Origin of the sequence: Chryseomicrobium sp. FSL W7-1435, from assembly GCF_038595005.1 — a bacterium.
Lineage (GTDB): Bacteria > Bacillota > Bacilli > Bacillales_A > Planococcaceae > Chryseomicrobium.
The window spans coordinates 2,478,780-2,499,580 of the sequence record NZ_CP151997.1; the positions used below are offsets into that span (position 1 = coordinate 2,478,780).

Annotated in this window: 20 protein-coding genes; 11 read left to right on the plus strand and 9 right to left on the minus strand. The window is 42.2% G+C overall.

Annotated features, from left to right (window positions below):
• The first annotated feature begins 205 nt into the window (after window positions 1-205).
• The 3 genes from MKY84_RS12580 to MKY84_RS12590 all read left to right on the plus strand — a co-directional run bounded on the left by MKY84_RS12580 (window position 206) and on the right by MKY84_RS12590 (window position 3,297).
• Window positions 206-2,338, plus strand: a complete 2,133-nt coding sequence (locus MKY84_RS12580; protein WP_342526430.1) for an MMPL family transporter — start codon at window positions 206-208, stop codon at window positions 2,336-2,338.
• A gap of 354 nt (window positions 2,339-2,692) precedes the next feature.
• Window positions 2,693-2,953 (plus strand): metal-sensitive transcriptional regulator, encoded by a 261-nt coding sequence (locus tag MKY84_RS12585; RefSeq protein ID WP_342526431.1) that lies wholly within the window; start codon window positions 2,693-2,695, stop codon window positions 2,951-2,953.
• Window positions 2,954-2,994: 41 nt separating this feature from the next.
• Window positions 2,995-3,297, plus strand: a complete 303-nt coding sequence (locus tag MKY84_RS12590; RefSeq protein ID WP_342526433.1) for a rhodanese-like domain-containing protein — start codon at window positions 2,995-2,997, stop codon at window positions 3,295-3,297.
• A gap of 134 nt (window positions 3,298-3,431) precedes the next feature.
• Here MKY84_RS12590 and MKY84_RS12595 read toward each other — a convergent pair whose 3' ends face one another.
• The 3 genes from MKY84_RS12595 to MKY84_RS12605 form a co-directional block, all read right to left on the minus strand.
• Window positions 3,432-3,809: a DUF3221 domain-containing protein gene (locus tag MKY84_RS12595; protein ID WP_342526435.1), complete on the minus strand. Its 378-nt coding sequence runs from the start codon at window positions 3,807-3,809 to the stop codon at window positions 3,432-3,434.
• A gap of 177 nt (window positions 3,810-3,986) precedes the next feature.
• Window positions 3,987-4,439 carry a TraR/DksA C4-type zinc finger protein gene (locus MKY84_RS12600; protein WP_342526436.1) on the minus strand — a complete coding sequence of 151 codons (453 nt, stop codon included), beginning with the start codon at window positions 4,437-4,439 and terminating at the stop codon, window positions 3,987-3,989.
• 67 nt (window positions 4,440-4,506) lie between these two features.
• On the minus strand, window positions 4,507-5,226 hold the full coding sequence (locus MKY84_RS12605; RefSeq protein ID WP_342526438.1) for an SDR family oxidoreductase: 720 nt from the start codon (window positions 5,224-5,226) through the stop codon (window positions 4,507-4,509).
• Between the two features lie 92 nt (window positions 5,227-5,318).
• Between MKY84_RS12605 and MKY84_RS12610 the strand changes: the two genes are divergently transcribed.
• Window positions 5,319-5,963 (plus strand): GntR family transcriptional regulator, encoded by a 645-nt coding sequence (locus tag MKY84_RS12610; protein ID WP_342526439.1) that lies wholly within the window; start codon window positions 5,319-5,321, stop codon window positions 5,961-5,963.
• 80 nt (window positions 5,964-6,043) lie between these two features.
• Here MKY84_RS12610 and brnQ read toward each other — a convergent pair whose 3' ends face one another.
• Entirely contained in the window at window positions 6,044-7,387 is a 1,344-nt protein-coding gene (gene brnQ, locus MKY84_RS12615) for a branched-chain amino acid transport system II carrier protein (protein ID WP_342526441.1), read from the minus strand.
• Window positions 7,388-7,569: 182 nt separating this feature from the next.
• The gene (locus tag MKY84_RS12620; RefSeq protein WP_342526442.1) at window positions 7,570-8,367 is read right to left on the minus strand and encodes an alpha/beta hydrolase; all 798 of its coding nucleotides are present in this window, start codon (window positions 8,365-8,367) and stop codon (window positions 7,570-7,572) included.
• Window positions 8,368-8,520: 153 nt separating this feature from the next.
• On the opposite strand from MKY84_RS12620, the gene aroD reads away from it, so the two are divergent.
• The 5 genes from aroD (at window position 8,521) to MKY84_RS12645 (ending at window position 15,173) form a co-directional block, all read left to right on the plus strand.
• Window positions 8,521-9,255 carry a type I 3-dehydroquinate dehydratase gene (aroD, locus tag MKY84_RS12625; RefSeq protein ID WP_342526443.1) on the plus strand — a complete coding sequence of 245 codons (735 nt, stop codon included), beginning with the start codon at window positions 8,521-8,523 and terminating at the stop codon, window positions 9,253-9,255.
• A 209-nt stretch (window positions 9,256-9,464) separates the two neighbouring features.
• Window positions 9,465-10,394, plus strand: a complete 930-nt coding sequence (locus MKY84_RS12630; protein WP_342526445.1) for an ABC transporter ATP-binding protein — start codon at window positions 9,465-9,467, stop codon at window positions 10,392-10,394.
• Entirely contained in the window at window positions 10,357-11,592 is a 1,236-nt protein-coding gene (locus MKY84_RS12635) for an ABC transporter permease (RefSeq protein WP_342526446.1), read from the plus strand. Before MKY84_RS12630 ends, MKY84_RS12635 begins: the two co-directional genes overlap by 38 nt.
• Window positions 11,593-11,655: 63 nt before the next feature.
• The gene (gene asnB, locus MKY84_RS12640) at window positions 11,656-13,461 is read left to right on the plus strand and encodes an asparagine synthase (glutamine-hydrolyzing) (protein ID WP_342526447.1); all 1,806 of its coding nucleotides are present in this window, start codon (window positions 11,656-11,658) and stop codon (window positions 13,459-13,461) included.
• A 149-nt stretch (window positions 13,462-13,610) separates the two neighbouring features.
• Window positions 13,611-15,173: an IS1182 family transposase gene (locus MKY84_RS12645; RefSeq protein ID WP_342526448.1), complete on the plus strand. Its 1,563-nt coding sequence runs from the start codon at window positions 13,611-13,613 to the stop codon at window positions 15,171-15,173.
• Window positions 15,174-15,279: 106 nt separating this feature from the next.
• On the opposite strand, the gene MKY84_RS12650 is transcribed toward MKY84_RS12645, so the two are convergent.
• Together MKY84_RS12650 and dapD are read right to left on the minus strand one after the other, a co-directional pair.
• On the minus strand, window positions 15,280-16,407 hold the full coding sequence (locus MKY84_RS12650) for an N-acetyldiaminopimelate deacetylase (protein WP_342526449.1): 1,128 nt from the start codon (window positions 16,405-16,407) through the stop codon (window positions 15,280-15,282).
• Window positions 16,408-17,121, minus strand: coding sequence for a 2,3,4,5-tetrahydropyridine-2,6-dicarboxylate N-acetyltransferase (gene dapD / locus MKY84_RS12655; RefSeq protein ID WP_342526451.1), 714 nt, complete (start codon window positions 17,119-17,121; stop codon window positions 16,408-16,410).
• A 153-nt stretch (window positions 17,122-17,274) separates the two neighbouring features.
• On the opposite strand from dapD, the gene MKY84_RS12660 reads away from it, so the two are divergent.
• A complete protein-coding gene (locus MKY84_RS12660) occupies window positions 17,275-17,691 on the plus strand; it encodes a DUF4395 domain-containing protein (RefSeq protein WP_342526454.1) in 417 nt (138 codons plus the stop codon).
• Between the two features lie 265 nt (window positions 17,692-17,956).
• On the opposite strand, the gene MKY84_RS12665 is transcribed toward MKY84_RS12660, so the two are convergent.
• Both MKY84_RS12665 and MKY84_RS12670 read right to left on the minus strand, forming a co-directional pair.
• Window positions 17,957-18,427 (minus strand): hypothetical protein, encoded by a 471-nt coding sequence (locus MKY84_RS12665; RefSeq protein ID WP_342526456.1) that lies wholly within the window; start codon window positions 18,425-18,427, stop codon window positions 17,957-17,959.
• Complete coding sequence (locus tag MKY84_RS12670; protein WP_342526458.1) at window positions 18,424-19,143, minus strand: YebC/PmpR family DNA-binding transcriptional regulator; 720 nt, start codon at window positions 19,141-19,143, stop codon at window positions 18,424-18,426. Before MKY84_RS12670 ends, MKY84_RS12665 begins: the two co-directional genes overlap by 4 nt.
• A 143-nt stretch (window positions 19,144-19,286) precedes the next feature.
• On the opposite strand from MKY84_RS12670, the gene MKY84_RS12675 reads away from it, so the two are divergent.
• A complete protein-coding gene (locus MKY84_RS12675) occupies window positions 19,287-20,567 on the plus strand; it encodes a glucose-6-phosphate isomerase (RefSeq protein ID WP_342526459.1) in 1,281 nt (426 codons plus the stop codon).
• Window positions 20,568-20,801 lie beyond the last annotated feature (234 nt).

The following is a 20,801-nucleotide window of genomic DNA, read 5'->3' on the forward strand; positions in this document are numbered from 1 at the left end:
TCAAAAATCCTCCTTCACTTTGCTGGAAGTGCCTTCATCTTCCGTTTAATCATACTGGCCTACATGATGCACTTCAACAAAAGTGGCTTGTTTGTGTACAAGAGTCCATCAATTAATTTCTTACTATAGCAATTAAAATTCGATTCCCGTAAGATGTTGCAGTAAACTAGTAGAATACGAATAAAATCAACAAGGAGGAACATACGTGAAATCTTTAGCTGCGTTTGTAACGCGTTTTTATAAATCCATTATTGCGTTTTGGGTTTTAGTATTAGTGGCGTCCGTCTATTTTGCCATACAGTTACCTGATACATTACAAGGGGACGGCTTTCGAACAGATGGTGAACATCAAGAAGTAATGACCACCTTAACAGAAACTTTCGATATTCCTAATGAAACCATCTTAATGGTCTTTGAAGGGTCTTCTGATGAAGTCATCGAGCAGTCTTTACAACAAGTGGACGAGCTCGGAGTAGCGGACACTATTGTTTCACCACTCGAGGATGACTCTTTACGTGATGGAGATTTAGCCTATGCTCAAATTCATTTCTCTGAAGAAACGGAAGATCTTCCTGCCATTGTGGATGATTTAAAAGAAATTGCGAACGAAGAAGAATCCGTAACGCTAACAGGTGGTCCTGTAATCAATAAAGACATCAATACAGCCAGTCAGCGTGATTTAGCAAGCGCAGAAGCTATTGGGTTGCCGATTGCTATTGTCGTTTTATTGCTTGCTTTTGGAAGTGTTATGGCCTCGTTTGTTCCACTGATCATAGGAATTATGACCGTTGTCATCTCGCTAGGAATATTAGGGGTCATCGGCAACTCGCTGGACCTATCTATCTTTATTCTCAATATCATTCCCATGCTTGGTCTGGCATTAAGCATTGACTTTGCCTTACTATTTATTAATCGATATAAAGAAGAACGAGTCCATTCATCCATTAGTGACGCTGTACAAACAGCCGTCCGGACATCAGGCCGTTCTATTATCTTTTCGGCGATTTGTGTCTTCATTGGTTTAGGTGCCATGCTTGTCATGGAAGTTGATATTTTCATGAACATCGCACTTGGCGGGACATTGGTAGTCACGCTTGCAGTACTCTCTTCCCTTACATTACTTCCTGCTCTTTTAATGTTAATTGGAGACCGAATCAACAAGTGGACTATTCTACGTGTACGCCCTGGTGGTAGCACACGTTGGCAGCAATTTGCTGCATTCGTCATGAAGCGACCAGTAGCGTTGATAGTGGTTGCCCTTGTGTTATTAGGTATTGCTATTATTCCGGTAAAAGATATGACGCTTTCAATTCCACAAGTCGACTCGTTACCTGAACAATATGAGTCGCGCCAGTCATATGACTTATTAGACAACCGCTTTGGATTTGGTGAAGAATCAACGGTTTACATACTTGCAGAACGACCTGAAGGCTGGGATTCTGAACAAGCAAGAACTGATATTTTTGATTTACAAGAGTTTTTGTTAGAGGATGAAGCAGTTACTAATGTGTCCACCATATACACAGCTACAGACATTCCTTCTCCAGAAGCACTAGAACAACAATTGCAAGTGCCTGAAGCTGCCGCTGCACTGACACCTGCATTTGAAGGATTTATTCAAGACGAATTATTATTTGTTCCTGTGACGCTTGATTATGAAGGATCTTCTAGTGAGGCCCAACAATGGGTTCGTGATCTTGGGGAAAGAGAATTTGATTACTCCCTCTCTATTGGAGGGCAACCAAAATTCAACCAAGAGATATTTGATGAAATTTCAAGCAAAATTGGCTTATTGCTAGCCATCATTCTTGGTTCGACTTTCATTATCTTGATGATTGCTTTCCGTTCATTAGTCATTCCATTGAAAGCCATTCTTATGAATATCATTGGGCTGGCTGCGACATTCGGAATACTCGTCTACATTTTCCAGTTCGGTCACTTTGGGTTACCTGAGACAGAGATCGCTCTTATCATTCCTGTCATTGTGTTTAGTCTTGTATTTGGCCTAAGCATGGATTACGAAGTGTTCTTGATCTCAAGGATTCAAGAAGAGTATGTCAAATCACAAGACAATACAGCCGCTACGATTGCTGGTCTTGTATCAACAAGTAAGATTATCACTTCGGCTGCATTAATTATGATTGTTATTACAGGTGCTTTCGCCTTCACAGACGTAATGCCTGTTAAACAGATTGGTGTGGGGATTGCTATTGCCATTGCCATTGACGCAACAATCATTCGTCTGCTGCTTGTGCCAAGCTTGATGAAACTCTTTGGAAAGTGGAATTGGTGGTTACCATTCCGCAAGGGCCCTTATAAAGCTGGTGGCTTTCATTAATAATTAAGAGTCTTACAGAAAAAGAAACTCAGCAAGTTCTCTAGTGTAATTCCAGAGAATTTGCTGAGTTTTATTTACGTTGAGTTCCGTTCCGGGGCTGCGTTCCGTGGGCGCGTCGTGAGTCTCCTCGTCGCAAGCTCCTGCGGGGCCTCACGTTCCGACTTTTGATCCCACTGGAGTCAACCCCTACACTCCACTCAACTTCTTTGCTAATTAAGTTTTGTGAAAATGTCTTATACCAGTATATCTGACGCTTGACTATATACCCATATAGGTATAAGGTAATCCATAGAAGGCATCTTCATTATTTTATGCTATACTTTTTGGCAATGAAGAGTTTCGGGAGGGTAGAACATGAATTATGATGCAAAGACTAAAAACCGAATCAAACGCATTGAAGGCCAGCTACGTGGAATTCTCCGAATGATGGAAGAGGAACAAGATTGTAAAGATATTATCACGCAACTTTCTGCCTCTCGATCAGCTATCGATCGTTCAATTGGTGTAATCGTTAGTGAAAATCTTGTTGCCTGTGTCCGCAAAGCTGAAGAAGATGGGGAACCGTCAGATGCCTACGTAAAAGAAGCGGTGGATCTGCTCGTCAGAAGCCGCTAAAAGTCTACTATATCTATCACATTTAAAGGAGCGATTTTGGGATGAAAACAATCACACCACAAGAAGTTGAACAACAATTAAAAGAAGGTAAACAATTGAATTTAATCGATGTACGTGAAGCCGATGAAGTAGCTTCAGGTCACATTAAAGGGATTACACATATTCCACTCGGCGTTTTAGAGTTTCGTATGAATGAGCTAGACAAAAACAAAGAATACGTAATGGTTTGTCGTTCTGGCGGACGTAGCGGTCAAGCAACAATGTTTTTAGATCAACAAGGCTACAACGTGACGAACATGTCTGGCGGAATGCTAGAGTGGGACGGCGAGACAGAGCAAAACTAATTTAGCGTAGTAAATTAGAACAAAATAAATCAGCAAGTTCTCTAGGATGAATTCCAAAGAACTTGCTGATTTTTCTTGTATATTGAGTTCCCATCCACAAAATTATCTTAAGTTTGTGTTGGTTCAACTCCTGTTTATTCCATCACAGGACGGATAGTTATCGCTGTACTTTGACCAGGATAGGATTCTGCCAGCACGTTAAAGGTGACCTCTACCTCTTGTCCAACTTTTAGCTGATTCTGTTGGTCGAGAGTCACTCCAAACCAAACAGCTGGCAACCCTGAGTCAACGACAGATTGTTCATTTATATCTTCTAGCTCCTCTGGTGTACCAGAAACTACTAATACCCCTTGCTCAGCTATCGCCACAATTCTGCCCGTCATTTCATTGTCCCCAACAGCCTGTTCTTGTGTCGGATTATTTGCAAAAAAGGAAATCACGGCAAACATGATTAAAGCAATTACGATGACTACACCTATAACTAACCCTACTGCTACTTTTTTACCGCTCATTGCGCTCGCTCCTTAGTCTCTTCGTGTAATCCATTCGGTGATAATTACAAACGCGATGACGACGGCAATGACTAGTGCTATAAACCAACTTGGCATGTTTCATCATCCTCTCTCTTCCTAGTATAGGGGAAAACTAGGCAAAGTGAAAAGGACCAGCATAAATGCCAGTCCTTTTACTTATGCTTTATCTGAGGGAGAGTCTGAACTCCCGAAATCTTCAACCTCTTCAAAACTATTGTCCATGTCTTCACGTTCAGCTGCTGCATCCAATATCTTTTCTTCGATTGGACGATGATCCTCAGGGCTTTGGTCAGCATGCTCCACACATGTTAAAGCTGTTGGAACAATTTCAAGGCGCTCATAAGGAATCTCTTCTCCACAAACTTGGCAAGTTCCATAAGTGCCTTCTTTAATTGCTTCAAGTGCAACTTCGATTGACTCTAATTCTTCTTCTTCATGGCGTTCTAAAGCTTGCTGCGTATTTTGATCTGTTAAATCAGTTGCATTGTCTGCTGGATGATTATCATAATTGGACAGCTCTGTCGTCTCCAACTCTTCGTGAGAATTATGATGTTCTAAAATTTCAGCACGTCGCTGCTCCAGTTGTTTTTTTAAAGAATCGTAGTTCATAAACCTCTTCCTCTCTGTTTCATCAGTTAGTAAGAAGAATACCCGAACTAGGCTTTTCTAAAACAACTCAGTGTTCGTAGAGCATTTTTCGCGTCATGCCACCATCTACCACAAAATTTTCAGCGGTTAAAAAATCGTTGCGTTCATCTAGCAAAAAAGAACACATGCGGGCGATGTCTGAAGGTTTTCCGACTCGTCCTGCAAGATGTTGGTCATGATCCACATCGCGCAGATCTTCATAAGCCGTGGTCTCTATCCAACCAGGTGCGATACTATTCACTCGAATATGATAAGGGGCTAGTGTACGAGCCAGAGCATGAGAAATCGCAACTATTCCGCCTTTAGAAGCAGCATAGGCCTCTGTATCGGGCTCTGACATGAATGCGCGTGTCGATGCCATATTGAGGATGACACCACCTGTATCTTTCATTTCTTTAGCCACCAGCTGACTGCACAGGAAGATGCTTGTTAAGTTAGTTTGTATGACTTCATTCCAACCATCTAAAGTTAACTCAAAGAAATCCGTAAATTTACTAATACCTGCATTATTAATCAACCCGTAAGGAGTACCATGTTCTTTAAAAATTGAGTGAAAGGTTTTCGTAACACTCTTCTCATCTTGTAGGTCCAGCGCATAATAGGAACTGTTTTCTAATTCCTCTGCTACTGCCTTTACTTGCGCCTCTTCTCGGTCCAGTAAAATCGTTTTATAGCCTTCTGTTGCTAGTTGTTGCGCGATGCCTTTTCCTATTCCGTTAGCTGCACCTGTGATAATGATTGTCTTCATTTGACCCGACTCCTTTCGTTTGCTGCACATCTCGAATAGATATATTGTATAATAGATATACAGTGTAGACATAGAGGAAGGATTGTACCGACATGCCAATTCCATCAGATATGAGTAAACCCATACGTAAGACTGCAAAACTGCATGCTTATCACCAGTTATTGAATTGGATTATTGATGGCACGCTTCAACCCGAAGAGAAATTGAACGATATTGAACTAGCGCAAGCATTAGGCGTTAGTCGAACACCGATTCGTGAATCACTCCAGTTGCTGGAGTCACAAGGTTTTGTAACGATGCAACCTGGTAGAGCCACACAAGTCACACCCGTTCAAAAAGATGATATCAATCATCTTCTGCCACCACTTGCTTCGTTACAAGCTCTGGCTACAGAACTCGCTGCTCCTTTAATGACAGACGAAATCATTGCTGAATTGGAAGCAAAGAATCAGCAGTTTGCAGACGCTTTAAAAGAAAAAAACTTTACAGAAGCCTTGCGTATTGATGAGCAATTCCATCAAATCATTATTGATACAGCTAATAACCCTTACATTTCACAAATAGTAGAGATGTTGCAGGCACATGTTCGCCGCTTATTCTACTCAGAAAAAATCATTTTACGTGAATCATCCATTGAGACACATGCACAACTGATCCGTTTGTATAAAGAAAAGCAAACGAATGATCTGGCTGCCTTAATGACCGATAACTGGCTGTATACTCTCGAAGAAATTTAAAAGTTTTTGGGCAAAATGAAAAGTAGATTCTCTGGTGATTAACCTAGAGAATCTACTTTTTTTGTGCTAGCTACTTTGTTTTAATTTGTAGTTGGTCGCGAAAACACAGTTGCTGTTGCAATACCTGCAACGACAATAATAATAAACGGAATCAACCAACCTAATCCTAATCCATAGAACGGTAAGACCGAATCATAGATATTCACGATAGAGGCTAACCAACTAGGTGCCGCATCTCCGAAGAAGCCTTTGAATCCATCGATAATACTGATTAAGAATGTGACAGCTGTTACGGCTACATACACCCAACGCTGATGCCCAAAGAGTGGCGCTGCAAACGTTAATAAAATCAATGTGATAGCTAATGGGTAAAGAAGCAACAACACTGGGATTGAATACGTAATGATTGAAGACAAGCCAAAGTTTGCAAAAATCGTCGTCATTACAATGAAAATAACAGCAAATACTTTATAGCTAATCTTTGGGAACAACGTATTAAAATACTCTGCAGTTGCTGTTGTTAAACCAATAGCAGTTGTTAAACAAGCCGCAATGATAACGACAGCTAAAACTAGAAGTCCGATTGCACCAAAATAATAATCAGCTGCCGTACTTAATACCGGACCACCGTTATCAAAGATGCCAAACGCTTCAGTTGTAGTTGCACCAATATAGGCAACACCTGCGTAAATCAAACCAAGGAATAGAACAGCGATTCCTCCTGATTTAGCAGTAACTTTTAAAATACCCTTTGTTGAAGTAACACCTAAACGACGAATCGACTGAATCACGATAATACCAAATACTAAAGAGGCCAAGGCGTCCATCGTATTGTAACCTTCCGTGAATCCTGTCATAAACGCATTAGTTTGATAAGCTTCAGTTGGTCCTGTAAAAGAACCGATTGGGTTAAATAAAGCCGCTAAAATCAATACAGATAAACCAATGATAATAATAGGTGCTAAAAATTTACCTACACGATCCACTATTTTAGCCGGATTCAAGGATAACCAAAGTGTGATTCCAAAGAATACCAAAGTGAAAAGTAATAAACCAATCGAAGCTAATGATTCACTAACAAATGGCATGATCCCAATTTCATATGCCACTGCTCCTGTACGAGGTAACGCAAAGAATGGTCCAATTGTTAAATACAAAGCTACGGTAAAAGCAATTCCATAAGCCGGGTGAACTTTACCCGCAAGATCTTGTAAGCTGCGGCTGTTGGAAAAGCCCATCGCTAAAGTTCCTAAGAAAGGAAGTCCAATTCCAGTAATTAAAAATCCAAGAACTGCAAAGAACAAAGCCGTTCCTGCATTTTGACCAAGGCTAGCAGGGAAAATTAAGTTTCCTGCTCCGAAAAATAGCGCAAACAACATGACGCCGATGACTAGTTGATTTGAGAAGGATAATCGTTCGTTCATCATACACCCTCAACTTTCTATTAATATATTGCATATTCACTCAAGTTTCGATAATACTAGACAACTTCCGAAAAAGCAACTATTTTCAGTGTTTTCATACTTTTCACCATAGCGTTGCAACTTTTTTCCATAAAAAAAGGAACCAGCTAGATTCCAGTTCCTCAAACTTGTGGAAGTAATCGTTAAATTGAGACTTGTTTCACAGAAGTTAGCCATTGCACAATTACCTTACTCAATTCCTCGGGCTGCTCGTACATACTCATGTGCGCCGTTTCAGTTAATAATTTTTCTGTCGCAGCTGTTGAACCCCCTATAAATGTTTTGTAGGAAGGAACTACTTCATCTGTTTCACCTGCCACTAAAAGATGTGGGATTGTGCTGTCTGTTAGCATCTTCCGTCGATCTTTTCGGTCGCGCATAGCTTTTAAAAAGCGAATTGCTTGCTTTGGCTCTGTTTGAAAGCCGATTGCTTTTGCTTCTTCGATAGTTTCCGGATGTTGTTTCTTAAAGTTCCCATCAAACAGTTTAGGGATCAATCCATCAATAAATTTTTCAATTCCCTGCGACTCAATCGTCTGAATCCCTTTCTCACGCCCTTCCTTCCCTTCATCTGAATCAGGAAAAGCTGTGGAATGAATAAGAGAGTACCCGGAAAGATCTTGTGGATACTTGTCGGCATAAGCGAGCGTTAAATAGCCTCCTAAAGAATGACCAATTAAGGTCATCTTCTTTATCCCCATTTCTTCCTTCCATTTTCTCAGTAGTTCAACATAATCTTCTAATGACGCGTACGGCATTTCCTTTGAAGCACCGTGTCCTGGTAGATCAATATAATAAGCTTTCATATGAGATTCAAGTAAGTGTTCGATTGACTTCCAATATGCATGGCTGCCACAAAACCCATGAATAAATACGACAGGGTCTCCTGAACCAATTTCCTTAAACGCAATACCTGTTTGTGAAGTAACATGTTGCATCATTGTTCAAACGCCTCCCTATTCTTATCGTTAGTTTTCTATTCCCTACTGATTCGAGTTTACACATTAAATTTTCTGACTATTCCACATCGAAATACCTAGTTTGCTTATTCGGATTATGCTAGGATGAAAGAAAACGGATAGTAGGTGAAAATGGTGAAAATAGTTGAAATTCGGGATGTTCAAATCGGTACTGGGAGACCGAAAATCATCGTCTCTCTCATTAGCTCTACTCGCCAAAGATTACAACAAGAAATCGAATTTTTACTGCAAAAACAACCTGACATGTGGGAATGGCGACTCGATTTCATGGAAACCTATGAGTTCAGTGAACTAATTGAAACACTTTCTTTCATTAGAGAGCTGACCTTCCCTGCACCACTGATTGTGACCTACCGGACCATTCAAGAAGGTGGCCATGGTCGACTGCGTTCCGCAGCTTACCGCGAACTATTAGAAGGCATTTCGGCTAGTAAACTTTGTGATTTCGTAGATGTTGAACTATTTTCTGAAGACAACAAATCCCTTGTTGCTGCCCTCCATGCAAATGACTGTAAAGTGATTGTCTCTAACCACGATTTCCACAAGACACCCCCTAAAGAAGAGCTGATTTGGCGCCTGCGAGAAATGCAGTTTATTAATGGAGATATCGGGAAACTAGCGGTCATGCCAAAACGGCCACACGATGTTCTAAGCCTTTTAGACGCTGCCGATCAAATGAAAACGTTGTATGCCGATAGACCTTTTCTTGTGATGGCAATGGGAGAGCTCGGAGCTATCACGCGACTTGGTGGCCATCACTTTGGTTCTTGTGCGACTTTTGCTGCCGGATCATCACCTTCTGCCCCGGGTCAATTGCCTGTGGATTTAATGAAACAGTTACTTCTTTAATGCTCTACTATGGTTCTACTAAAATCAGTAGGTTCTCTAGGTTACAAGAGAGTCTACTGATTTTCTTACGTGGAGCTCTTAATCCCACTGGAGTCAGCTCCTCCACTCAACTTCATACCTAATTAAGTTATATACCTAACTTTGTTACAGCATTTTTATGAAACTTTTTGTTTCGGAGTCCGTACAGTAGAAAGAAGGGAGTGAACGGAATGACGTTAGTAATTGAAAATGTCACGAAAACGTATCAGAATTTCACAGCGGTCGATCAACTCAACCTTACGATTCCTAAAGGCGAATCTTTTGGCTTGATTGGTCAAAATGGCGCCGGGAAAACAACGACGTTTCGTATGATATTGGATTTACAAGAGACTACACAAGGGACAATCAGCTGGGATGGTCAACCTATGAATGCAGTTAATCGTGATTTACTTGGTTATTTGCCTGAAGAGCGAGGAATTTTCCCGACAATGCCTGTGGAAGAACAATTGTATTTCTTTGGGGAGTTACGCGGGAAAAAGCGAAAAGAATTAAAACCTGAAGTGGAGTACTGGATTAAACGCTTTGAATTAGAAGACAAACGAAAAGAAAAAGCTGAAAAGCTATCAAAAGGAAATCAGCAGAAGGTGCAGTTGATTGCCAGCTTTATTCATAAACCCGATTTTCTAATTTTAGATGAACCCTTTAGCGGATTGGATCCTGTTAACAAGGACTTATTAAAAGAGGCCATTCATCATTTGAAAGAACAAGGAACCACGATTCTTTTCTCCAGCCATCAAATGGATCATGTGGAAGAGCTTTGTGATCATTTGTGTTTATTAAAACGTGGGAAGTCACTCTTCTCTGGTAGCTTACTGGATCTAAAAAAGAGTTATGGCAAAATAAAATTAGCTATTCGGTCTCCCCATTCTTTTGAAGAATTAACTACTTTGGCGGGTGTTGCGCATGCCGTCCAGAAAAAAGATCATATCCTTTTAACTTTAAAGGATGAGTCCTATGCTCAGTCTATATTTGATTACGTCTCTGCTGGTAAATACATTGAGCGATTCAGTCTGGATTACCTGACACTCGATGAAATCTTCAAATTGAAAGTAGGTGAACCAGATGGCGAAGTTTTGGCTGCTCGTGAAACAACTGTATAAACAAAAAGTCAAAGCGAAATCATTTTTGTTCACAATTGCACTATATGGAGTCATTTTAGCTGGCGTGCTATTTTGGAATAACATTAGTGAACTTTTGTTTAGTGATGAACCTATGCAAATGACTGTTGTAGATGATACTGCTTCTGGAGCAGGAGAATTAATCCAACCAACAGAAGATATGGAAGTCACCTTATCAAACGACTCCCTTGAACAAGCAAAGGAAGAAGTAAACGAAGAAAATGCAGATATCGTCATTCATTTGGCCGATCAAGAAGGGCAGTTAGCAGCAACCATCTTTACATACGAGCCCTTGTCTTTCACAACACAAACTACCCTCTCCGGTCAGCTGGATTACGCTGGCAAGTTATACGCTGTTCAACAGATGAATCTGACATCCGAACAAGCGGAACAAGTTCTTGGAGCACAAGCCTTCATTGCTTACGAGCTCGTAAATGAGCAAGCTACTAGTGGTAAATCAGAATCTGAAAAGGCTGCTGGTATTGGCGTCTCTTATTTGGTCGGGTTTTTGATTTATTTCTTCGTCATGACGTTCTTATCCATGATTACGTCTGATGTCGCATCGGAAAAAGGCTCTCGCGTGCTAGAAGTATTGCTTGCTACGATTAAACCGACGACACATTTCTTAGCTAAAGTTATTGGAACTTTGCTCGTTGCGTTAACACAATTAGCAGCAGTCGCACTCATTGCTGTTCTGTTAATTGTCGTAGCAGACAGTTCTCGATTAGAATTGGTGCGGGATATTATGCAAGACCTGTCAGTTGCTTATCTAGCCTACACAGTTGCCTTTTTACTGCTGACACTTGTGTTTTATTTGATCTTTGGTGCCCTTCTTGGCTCTTTGGTTTCCAAAGTGGAAGAAGCAAGCCAGGCTCTGGTCCCTGCAATGATGATGGCGCTAAGTGGCTTTTATGTACTCATCACAGGTTCTTTCAACCCGGATACGATGTTGATTAAGGTATTTTCGTACCTTCCTTTCTCATCTGGTATGGTCATGCCACTTCGTATCGGCGCAACAGATATGCCACTATGGGAAGCCGGTGTATCCTTCTTAGTACTAGTAGTGACAGTTACCGTGCTGTTCTTCTTCACTATGTATTTCTATAAACGCAGTGTGTTGACGTATACAACGGGTGGCATCTTCTCCAAATTCAAAGCGGTTTTTAAAACAACAACGTGAACAGGCCAAGTGCCTGTTCTTTTTTTTGCCTCTTCCCATACACTACGTATGAGGAGGTAAGACATGTGTGGCATTGTGGGTGTTGTTCAGTATGACGAACCATTTGATCTGCAAGTACTCTCTCTCATGACCGATACGCTTCATGAACGCGGCCCGGATGCAACGGGTTTTTGGCATGACGAGAATTGCGCTTTTGGACATAAACGATTAATCGTTATTGATCCTGAAGGAGGACAGCAGCCTTTCATTTGGGAGCAGTACCGCCTTGTATACAACGGGGAGCTCTATAATACTGATGAAGTTCGAGACCGATTAAAACAGCTTGGTCATCAGTTTCAATCCTATAGTGATACTGAGGTCCTGATTCACGCTTTTGCGGAGTGGCAAGAAGACTGTGTGCATCACTTAAATGGCATCTTTGCGTTTGCTGTTTGGAATGAACAGCAACAAACTTTATTTATGGCGCGGGATCGTCTTGGGGTGAAACCTCTTTTTTATTCTGTCGGCCCCGACTACCTCCTATTTGCGTCTGAAGTAAAAGCTCTTCTTGCACATCCAGCGGTGAAGCGAAAAGTGAACCGTGAAGGCCTTGCTGCTCTCTTGGTATTTGGTCCTGGCCGTTTTCCAGGACGAGATGCTTTTTGTGAAATTTTCGAGCTTCGCCCTGGACACCGCGCATTTTACGAAAAACGCCGTGGGTTTATGCAGCAACGGTATTGGCAATTACCAAGTGCGCAACATACTGATTCGCCAGAACAGACCATTCAAAAAGTACGTGCATTGACAGAAAAAGCTATTCACCGTCAACTCGTAAGTGATGTCCCCGTTGGCACATTTTTATCAGGCGGTATTGATTCGAGCATAATCACAGCGATTGCTGCAAAAACCTCGTCTCCTCTTTCCACATTTTCGCTGGAATTTGAAGACAACTCCCAGTACTTTCAACAATCGACCTTTCAACCTGACGAAGACGCACCCTATATCAACGCCATGGTTGAAGCTTACGGGCTTGACCATAAAACAGTAACCTTAGATGCTCAAAATCTGTTTGATGCGTTACGAGAGTCTGTGAAAGCCCGTGATTTTCCCGGTATGGGGGACATCGATAGTTCTTTGTTACATTTTTGTAGAGTCGTGAAGCCTGATGCCACAGTGATTTTATCAGGGGAGTGCGCGGATGAATTGTTTGCAGGGTACCCGTGGTTGCAGCAAGAAGATCAAGTGCCAGATTTTCAATGGATCCGAGATCTCTCACAGCGTTTAGATGCTTTACATCCTGCTATTCGAGAAAAGCTTCCGGTAGAGTTACTTTATGAGAGTGCCAAGTCTAGCTTATTGCACGAGGTCTATAATCGGGAGGAAACTACCGCTAGTTCCAACCACAAAGGCACGAGCTATTTGACGATGCAGCACTTCATGCAAAATCTACTAGAAAGAAAAGATCGCATGAGCATGCGTAGTGGATTGGAAGTTCGCGTGCCTTTTGCTGATCATGAATTGTGGGAGTACGTGTGGAATATCCCTCTTTCACTGAAACGACTGGGTGGCAAAGAAAAGGGACTGTTACGCGCTGCATTTCATGATGTTTTGCCAGATGCCGTTCTACACCGTAAAAAAAATCCCTTTCCTAAAACGTTTCATCCTTTCTACACATCACTCGTGCAAAGTGAACTTGCCGCCATCGTAGCCTCCAAAGGTTGGATCACTACTTTGTTTCGTCCTGCCTTTTTTGATGAGCTTTTCAAAGCTTCAACGCATGGCCGTGTTCCATGGTTCGGCCAACTTATGCAGACACCACAGCTCATGGCTTATCTCATTCAATTGGAGTATTGGGCAACGGAATACAATGTGGAATTAAGTATAGATTAAAAAGAGGCTGGGACAAAACCTAGACTCTAATTGAAAAACGCGCACGGCAGAAAATTCTGCTGTGCGCGCTTTTTTGTGTACAAAAATAAGGACAACTTCTGATAGAATTGAGTCACCACAACAAAATCCAAATCGAAAGAAGTGTCCTTATGTTTAAAAATTATAACATGAATCAACTAGTGTTACCTCTAGATATCGAGATGAAGTTATCAAAAGATGATATCGCCTTCTCTATCGACCGTCTGGTCGAGACTATCCCCGATGAAGCCTTCCACGAATTTCGACGTGACAATGGTTGTCCAGCTTATCACCCAAAGATGATGTTGAAGATCATTCTCTGTGCATACACCCAATCCACATTCTCCGGTCGCAAGATCGAAGACCTGACAAAGGACAGCCTAAGAATCATGTGGCTTGCCCAAGGACAACAACCCAGTTATCGTACGATCAACCGTTTCCGTGTACAACCCGCAATGAACGCACTCATCAAAGAATGTTTCATCCAGTTCCGCAATCGTCTTGTGGCAGAAGACCTGATCGATCAAGATGCGATCTTCATTGATGGGACCAAGATCGAGGCGGACGCAAACAAGTTCACATTCGTCTGGAAACGAGCCGTAGAAAAATATCTGACAAGCCTGACTGAGAAATCCAAGCAGATGTATGAAGAACTTTTCAAAGCCAACATCATGCCTGCTCTAGAGGTCGAGGAAGGTCTCACGGCTGAACAGATGTCCTTGATGGCGGACAAGCTCGAAGAGCATGTCCACGAGAAGACGGCGCAGATCGAGTCCACCGAAGACGTGGCTAAACGAAAGAAGATACGATCAGAACGAAAAGAACCAAAGAAGCTACTAAAACTGATCAAGGACATGCTTGTCCGAAAACATCGTTATGAGATCGACCTGGGGATCATGGGTGAGCGAAACAGTTATTCCAAGACTGACAAGGATGCCACGTTCATGCGGATGAAAGATGATTATATGAGGAACGGTCAATTGAAACCTGGCTACAACTTACAGATCGCAACAGAAAATCAATATACTCTGGCTTATGCAGTATTCCCAAATCCAAGTGACTCGAAGACGATGGTTCCTTTCCTAGACAAAATTGAAGATGATTTCTTCGAACTTCCTGAACATATCGTGGCGGATGCGGGTTATGGCAGCGAGCCGAACTATAACGACATCCTAGTGAAACGCCAAAAGACACCACTCATCACTTATGGTCAGTATCTTCGAGAACAGAAGAAGGCCTATAAAAACAACCCATTCCAGACAGCGAATTGGACCTATGACGAAACAACGGATTCCTATGAATGCCCTAACTCTAAACGTCTTAACTTCTCCCATTTGAGCGTACGCAGAGACAAGACTGGTTTCGAACGCCAGTTTAAAGTATATCGAGCGGAAGACTGTGGCGGTTGTCCATTCCGATCACAGTGTACAAAGGCACACGAGGGAACCAATCGCACGATGTCTGTGAATGTCACCTGGGAAGAACAAAAAGAATATGTGAGAACCAAGCTTTCAGAAGAAAAGACCGGGTCTATCTATCGCCGTCGCAAGACGGACGTGGAACCAGTTTTTGGATTCTTGAAAGCTAATTTGGGTTTCACTCGTGCCTCCGTTCGCACTCGACCAAAGGTCGAGAACGATATCGGATTGGCACTTATGGCGGTGAACTTGAGAAAATATGCGGCCAGAGTGTAGAAACTCTGGCCGCATACTAGAAAAACCCATAAAAAATGACCATCAATCAATCTCGATGGTCATTTTTTATATTATCGGCTATGTTTTGTCCCAGCCTCTTTTTCCGTCATGAAGAGCGATAACGAATCCAACGCTCTACGAATTCAGCCATAATTGGGATCATGGCTTCATTGGGATTCAGTTTTGCATGGTGCAATCCGTACTCAGCTTGAGCACCTGCCCAGAACAATACACCTGGAATGTCTTGAATAAAATACCCAAAATCCTCCCCTGTCATTGCTTCATTTGAGAGACGAAAATCGACCACTCCATCCTTCTGGGCAAATGATTCAAACGTGTTTGCAAGCAATTCATCATTTACTACTTGATAATAGGCTGACCCATAATCAATAGTGATGCGGCAATCAAATGAACTCTCAATTCCTCGAGCTATAGCCTCGATACGTGCCTGAATTGTTTTCATGACTTGTGCATCAAATGTACGAATAGTTCCTTCTAAACGAGCATGTCCAGAAATAATATTTTGTACGGTACCCGAATTCATTTTCCCTATCGTAACAACGCTTGGTGCAAGAGGATCAACGGACCGACTAACAATCGATTGCAATTGCACTAAAAGATGAGCAGCCGCTACTGACATATCCGTAGTTCTATGTGGAAAAGCTGCATGCCCTTCTGTCCCGAAAAGGTCGATGTAGAGTTCTGATGTATTCGCAAAAAGAACTCCTGGCTTTGTTGAAACCGTTCCTACTGGGAGTTCTGGTGCGATATGCAACGCATAAAATTCATCAGGTTCCAATTGAGGTTGTTCTTCTCGAACCCATTGCAGCATAGGAAGCGCCCCGCCTGGAGACTCTTCAGCAGGCTGAAAGAACACGAGCACATCATCTCGCGATGGATTTTCTGCGAGTTCTTTTACTAAATGTAACGCGACAGTCATATGAATATCGTGACCACAGGCATGCATAAACCCTGCATGCTCACTGGCAAACGATACTTCTGTTTGTTCTGCGATTGGTAGCCCATCGATGTCCGTGCGCCAAGCAATCGTTTTTGTGGAAGCAGTGCCGTTTACTTTCACAACCAGCCCAGTTTTCCAATGAAATAGTTGGATATGCTGCTGCGGAAATGTCTCAATGGTCTTCTCGATCAACTGCTTCGTTTTTAGTTCTTCAAATCCTCGTTCCGGAATTTGGTGGAACTTGCGACGTAACTGAATAAGTTCGTGTGTCATTTACAGTTGGCGAAGCTCCTGCATAATCTCGGTCTTCGAACGTGTTTTGTCATCGATTTCTTTAATGACGCGTGCAGGTGTACCAGCTACAACTGTATATTCTGGAACGTCTTTTGTAACGACTGCACCCGCTGCAACTACAGAACCTTTTCCGATTTTAACACCCTCTAAGACTACTGCATTTGCACCAATCAACACGTCATCTTCTACGATAACTGGTGTTGCTGAAGGTGGCTCAATAACACCTGCAAGTACAGCTCCTGCACCAATATGACAGTTCTTACCGACTGTTGCACGGCCACCTAAGATAGCTCCCATGTCGATCATTGTTCCATCGTCGATAGAAGCACCAATGTTAATGACTGCACCCATCATGATGATACAGTTGTTACCGATTTGAACCTGGTCACGGATAAATGCTCCTGGTTCGATACGTGAGTTGATAGATTTCAAATCCAATAAAGGAATCGCTGAGTTGCGGCTTTCATTTTCGATAACGACATCTGTGATATGCTCTTTTGCTGCTTCAAGTGCTGGTTCAATTTCAGCCCATTCTCCGAAAAGGATAACAGAGTTCCCTTGGCCAAACACTTTTGTATTCTCACCAAATGAAAGAGTGTCCAGCTTGTCACCGTTCACATAGACTTTCACCTGAGTCGATTTTTTAGCGTGTTGAATGTACGAAATAATTTCATATGCATCTAGTTGCTTCATTACACTACCTCCCTAAAGTACTAATGTCCATTGTACAAGAATATTTTTAATATATCACGTATTTTTGTATAAACTAAGCAAAGTCGTTTACATTTCTGCGTTTTGTTTGTATAGTTTAAATACTATTATTCTTACAAGATTGGTGGGTTTTAAATGAAAACAATTCCAAAACCTCTCGTCACTCTCAATCAATGGATTATCGTGCTAGCGGTTGTTTTAGCACTTAGTATACAGTCTATTTGGCCACTGCTAATTCCATTCCTAGCAAATGGCATCAGCTTAGTTACCGGCTTCCACCCTATCTTAGCTCCAGCAAAAAGATTATTGAAAAAACCACTTTCCTCTTATGTACAAGAAGACGTTGGTCAGCTTCGTTTTAATCAAATGATGGCCGTTGCTTTTCTTGGAACGGCGATTGTTGGTGGTCTAGCAGGAAGTTCTGTGGTGTTTGTTGCGGCTAGTATCATGGTAGGCCTTGCTGCTTCTATCGCATTAGCAGGCTTTTGTATTGGATGTTTCATTCGCTTTCAATACCAGCAGTGGAAGTATCGCCGAAGTACATCTTCCTAAGCTTCACAACTGTTGATCCTTGATCAGCAGTTTTTTTGTTTGGTTTTACTAGTAAGATCTTATGACTTAAGGGGCTTGTTTGGTTTGTTTGTGCCCTCAAATGGTCTTTATGTGACTTCAGCGACCTTTTTTGTGCCCTCGGAGTTGCTCTTTGTGCCCCTAGTCATTTTATGGAAACTAATTATTTCTCAAAACCTCACTCATTCGCCTGTAAACAACATAAAAAAGCCTCACTCTTCAACTACAAGAGCAAGGCTTCCTCACTTTATTCTTCTTCAGGTTCCACTTCTTTCTTTCCACGTCTAAAGTTCAATCGGCGGAATAAAAAGAATCCAATTAAGCCCAGTACTACGAAAGAAAAAATAGAACCGATAGACTCCGTAGTCAACGAACTTTCTCGAACCGCTTCACCTGTAAACTCTACTGACCGTTCTCCCACAATGTAAACACCTGGAGACTCTTCTACAGCTATCTTCTCAGCTGGATCCACACCAGGGATGGCAAAATACGGTGTTCCTACTTCATAAGCATTGGAGAAGTTGCCGCTGTAAAATTCTACGCGGTCCCCGTACTCCGTTACTTCACCGATTTGCTCGCCTACTTCCACAACGGATTCACTTGTCAGCTCATACACAAAATCCTCATAAACAACAAAAAAACTGGCGTAGTTCGCAAAAGCTTGAGAAGGTAGAACCATCCACCCGAGCAATGCTAGCACCGCTAAAATTCGTTTCATTCGCTTAAATCCACATTGTGATAGACTTGGCGCACATCTTCTAAATCTTCGATGGCATCTACCATTTTTTCAAATTGTGCTTGGTCTTCTGCGCTCAACTGAATATCATTTTGAGCAAGCATTGTTAACTCGGCAACAGAGAACTCTGACACGCCAGCACCACGGAAGGCTTCTTGCACCGCATGGAACTGATCAGGCTCTGCATAAACAATTACTGTATCCTCTTCATCAAGAATATCTCGTGCATCGACATCTGCATCCATTAGAAGCTCGAGAACATCATCCTCTGACTTACCTTCCACTCCAATAACAGCTGTGGCATCAAACATGTACGATACAGATCCACTGACACCCATGTTCCCGCCGTTTTTACCGAATGCCGCACGAACGTCAGAAGCTGTACGATTCACATTGTTCGTCAAAGCGTCCACAATTACCATAGAGCCGCCTGGACCAAAGCCTTCATAGCGAAGCTCGTCATAGCTTTCTTCTCCGCCGCCTTTTGCTTTTTCAATGGCTTTGTCAATAATATGTTTTGGTACGCTGTAAGTCTTTGCACGTTCTAAAACTACCTTCAATGCTTGGTTAGATACTGGATCAGGCTCGCCTTGGCGTGCTGCTACATAAATCTCGCGACCAAACTTTGCATAAATACGACTTGTATTTGCGTCTTTTGATGCTTTCTTTTCTTTAATATTGTTCCATTTACGTCCCATAAATTGTCACTCTCTTTCTATTCTGTCGCCTCCCATTATACACGAATCTCTGGCTCCCTTCTAGTTCCGAGGAAACCGCGTCAGGATGCAGGTTTCTATGCTATAATTAGAGCATGAAAAGTACACGAAAAGGGAGTTTTCCAATGACAGTTCAAGTCTCATTTTCTGGCGATTATCGTTCACTAGTTACACCAGAAACTTCACAAAAAATCAACGCTATTTCTGAAGCAATGAACGCCCGCACTTCAGCAGGAGCTGAATTTTTAGGCTGGAAAAACTGGCCTTCTGAAATCGACTCACAGTTAGTGGAGCGTATCCAAAAGACCGCAGAAAAAATTCAGCAGCAGGCAGACGTACTAGTCGTCATCGGAATTGGTGGTTCTTATTTAGGGGCAAAAGCTGTCCTCGAAGCGTTGCGTCAGCCGTTCCAAGTGACTGAAAAAGTAGAGATTATCTTTGCCGGTCATTTAGTGAGTGGGGCTTACCTTAAAAACCTCCTGACGTATCTTGATACGAAAGAAGTTGCCGTCAACGTCATCTCCAAATCTGGCAAGACAACTGAACCCGCGATTGCTTTCCGTTTTATTCAAGACTACATGGAAAAACGCTATGGCCAAGAGGCTGCTGAGCGTATTTATGTAACCACCGATGCGGAAAAAGGTGCTCTATTAGATGTCGCGAAAGAAAAAGACTATGCTCGTTTTGTTGTTCCAGACGATATTGGAGGACGTTATTCTGTCTTAACATCGGTTGGTCTCCTTCCTATCGCAGCAGCAGGTCACTCCATTGATCACCTGTTAGCAGGTGCGAAACGTGCAGAAGGCGAATTAGCTACGGTCGATTTAGAGGAAAACCCAGCAATACAATATGCACTAGTTCGTGACCACTTGTATTCGACTGGCTATCCAGTAGAAATCTCGGCCATCTTCGAAGAACGTTTGAAGTTTGTCCAAGAGTGGTGGAAGCAACTTGTTGGAGAAAGTGAAGGCAAGCAAGGAAAAGGGATTTTCCCAGCATCTGTTCAATACTCGACTGATTTGCATTCTCTTGGACAATACGTACAAGATGGCAAGCGTATGTTGTTTGAAACATTTTTAAAAGTAGCGTCAGTAGAAGACGACATCACGATGCAACTTGCGGAAAATGACAGCGACGAACTAAATTACTTGGCTGGCAAGACGCTACACACAGTAAATGATGCTGTGCAACAAGCTACTGCTGAAGCCCATTTATCTGGAGGAGTACCTCTAGTGACGCTTGAAATCCCTGATTTATCAGAGGACACGATTGGTTACTTGTTGTATTTCTACATGATCAGCTGTGCATACAGTGCTTATCTGCTTGAAATCAACCCATTTGATCAACCTGGTGTAGAAGAGTATAAAGTGAATATGTTCCGCTTACTAAACAAACCAGGATTTTAATTCAACAAAAAGAGATTAGGACAAAATTAAATCAGCAAGTTCTCTAGGGTTCCAGAGAATTTGCTGATTTTTCCTGTATATTGAGTTCCGTTTCGGGGCTGCGTTCCGTGGGCGCGTCGTGAGCCTCCTCGTCGCAAGCTCCTGCGGGGTCTCACGTTTCGACTTTTGATCCCACTGGAGTCAACCCCTACACTCCACTCAACTTTCTAACTAGTTGGGTTTTAGTTCTGTATT

What these genes read in the sequence shown, in the direction of transcription:
- MKY84_RS12620 (WP_342526442.1), bottom strand. Translation starts at nt 8,367, where the DNA reads ATGATGCAACATGTTACTTCACAAACAGGTATTGCGTTTAAGGAAATT.
- brnQ (WP_342526441.1), bottom strand. Translation starts at nt 7,387, where the DNA reads ATGAACGAACGATTATCCTTCTCAAATCAACTAGTCATCGGCGTCATG.
- MKY84_RS12610 (WP_342526439.1), top strand. Translation starts at nt 5,319, where the DNA reads ATGCCAATTCCATCAGATATGAGTAAACCCATACGTAAGACTGCAAAA.
- dapD (WP_342526451.1), bottom strand. Translation starts at nt 17,121, where the DNA reads ATGAAGCAACTAGATGCATATGAAATTATTTCGTACATTCAACACGCT.
- MKY84_RS12660 (WP_342526454.1), top strand. Translation starts at nt 17,275, where the DNA reads ATGAAAACAATTCCAAAACCTCTCGTCACTCTCAATCAATGGATTATC.
- MKY84_RS12605 (WP_342526438.1), bottom strand. Translation starts at nt 5,226, where the DNA reads ATGAAGACAATCATTATCACAGGTGCAGCTAACGGAATAGGAAAAGGC.
- MKY84_RS12630 (WP_342526445.1), top strand. Translation starts at nt 9,465, where the DNA reads ATGACGTTAGTAATTGAAAATGTCACGAAAACGTATCAGAATTTCACA.
- MKY84_RS12645 (WP_342526448.1), top strand. Translation starts at nt 13,611, where the DNA reads ATGTTTAAAAATTATAACATGAATCAACTAGTGTTACCTCTAGATATC.
- MKY84_RS12600 (WP_342526436.1), bottom strand. Translation starts at nt 4,439, where the DNA reads ATGAACTACGATTCTTTAAAAAAACAACTGGAGCAGCGACGTGCTGAA.
- asnB (WP_342526447.1), top strand. Translation starts at nt 11,656, where the DNA reads ATGTGTGGCATTGTGGGTGTTGTTCAGTATGACGAACCATTTGATCTG.
- MKY84_RS12635 (WP_342526446.1), top strand. Translation starts at nt 10,357, where the DNA reads ATGGCGAAGTTTTGGCTGCTCGTGAAACAACTGTATAAACAAAAAGTC.
- MKY84_RS12650 (WP_342526449.1), bottom strand. Translation starts at nt 16,407, where the DNA reads ATGACACACGAACTTATTCAGTTACGTCGCAAGTTCCACCAAATTCCG.
- MKY84_RS12585 (WP_342526431.1), top strand. Translation starts at nt 2,693, where the DNA reads ATGAATTATGATGCAAAGACTAAAAACCGAATCAAACGCATTGAAGGC.
- MKY84_RS12595 (WP_342526435.1), bottom strand. Translation starts at nt 3,809, where the DNA reads ATGAGCGGTAAAAAAGTAGCAGTAGGGTTAGTTATAGGTGTAGTCATC.
- MKY84_RS12670 (WP_342526458.1), bottom strand. Translation starts at nt 19,143, where the DNA reads ATGGGACGTAAATGGAACAATATTAAAGAAAAGAAAGCATCAAAAGAC.
- MKY84_RS12665 (WP_342526456.1), bottom strand. Translation starts at nt 18,427, where the DNA reads ATGAAACGAATTTTAGCGGTGCTAGCATTGCTCGGGTGGATGGTTCTA.
- MKY84_RS12675 (WP_342526459.1), top strand. Translation starts at nt 19,287, where the DNA reads ATGACAGTTCAAGTCTCATTTTCTGGCGATTATCGTTCACTAGTTACA.
- MKY84_RS12590 (WP_342526433.1), top strand. Translation starts at nt 2,995, where the DNA reads ATGAAAACAATCACACCACAAGAAGTTGAACAACAATTAAAAGAAGGT.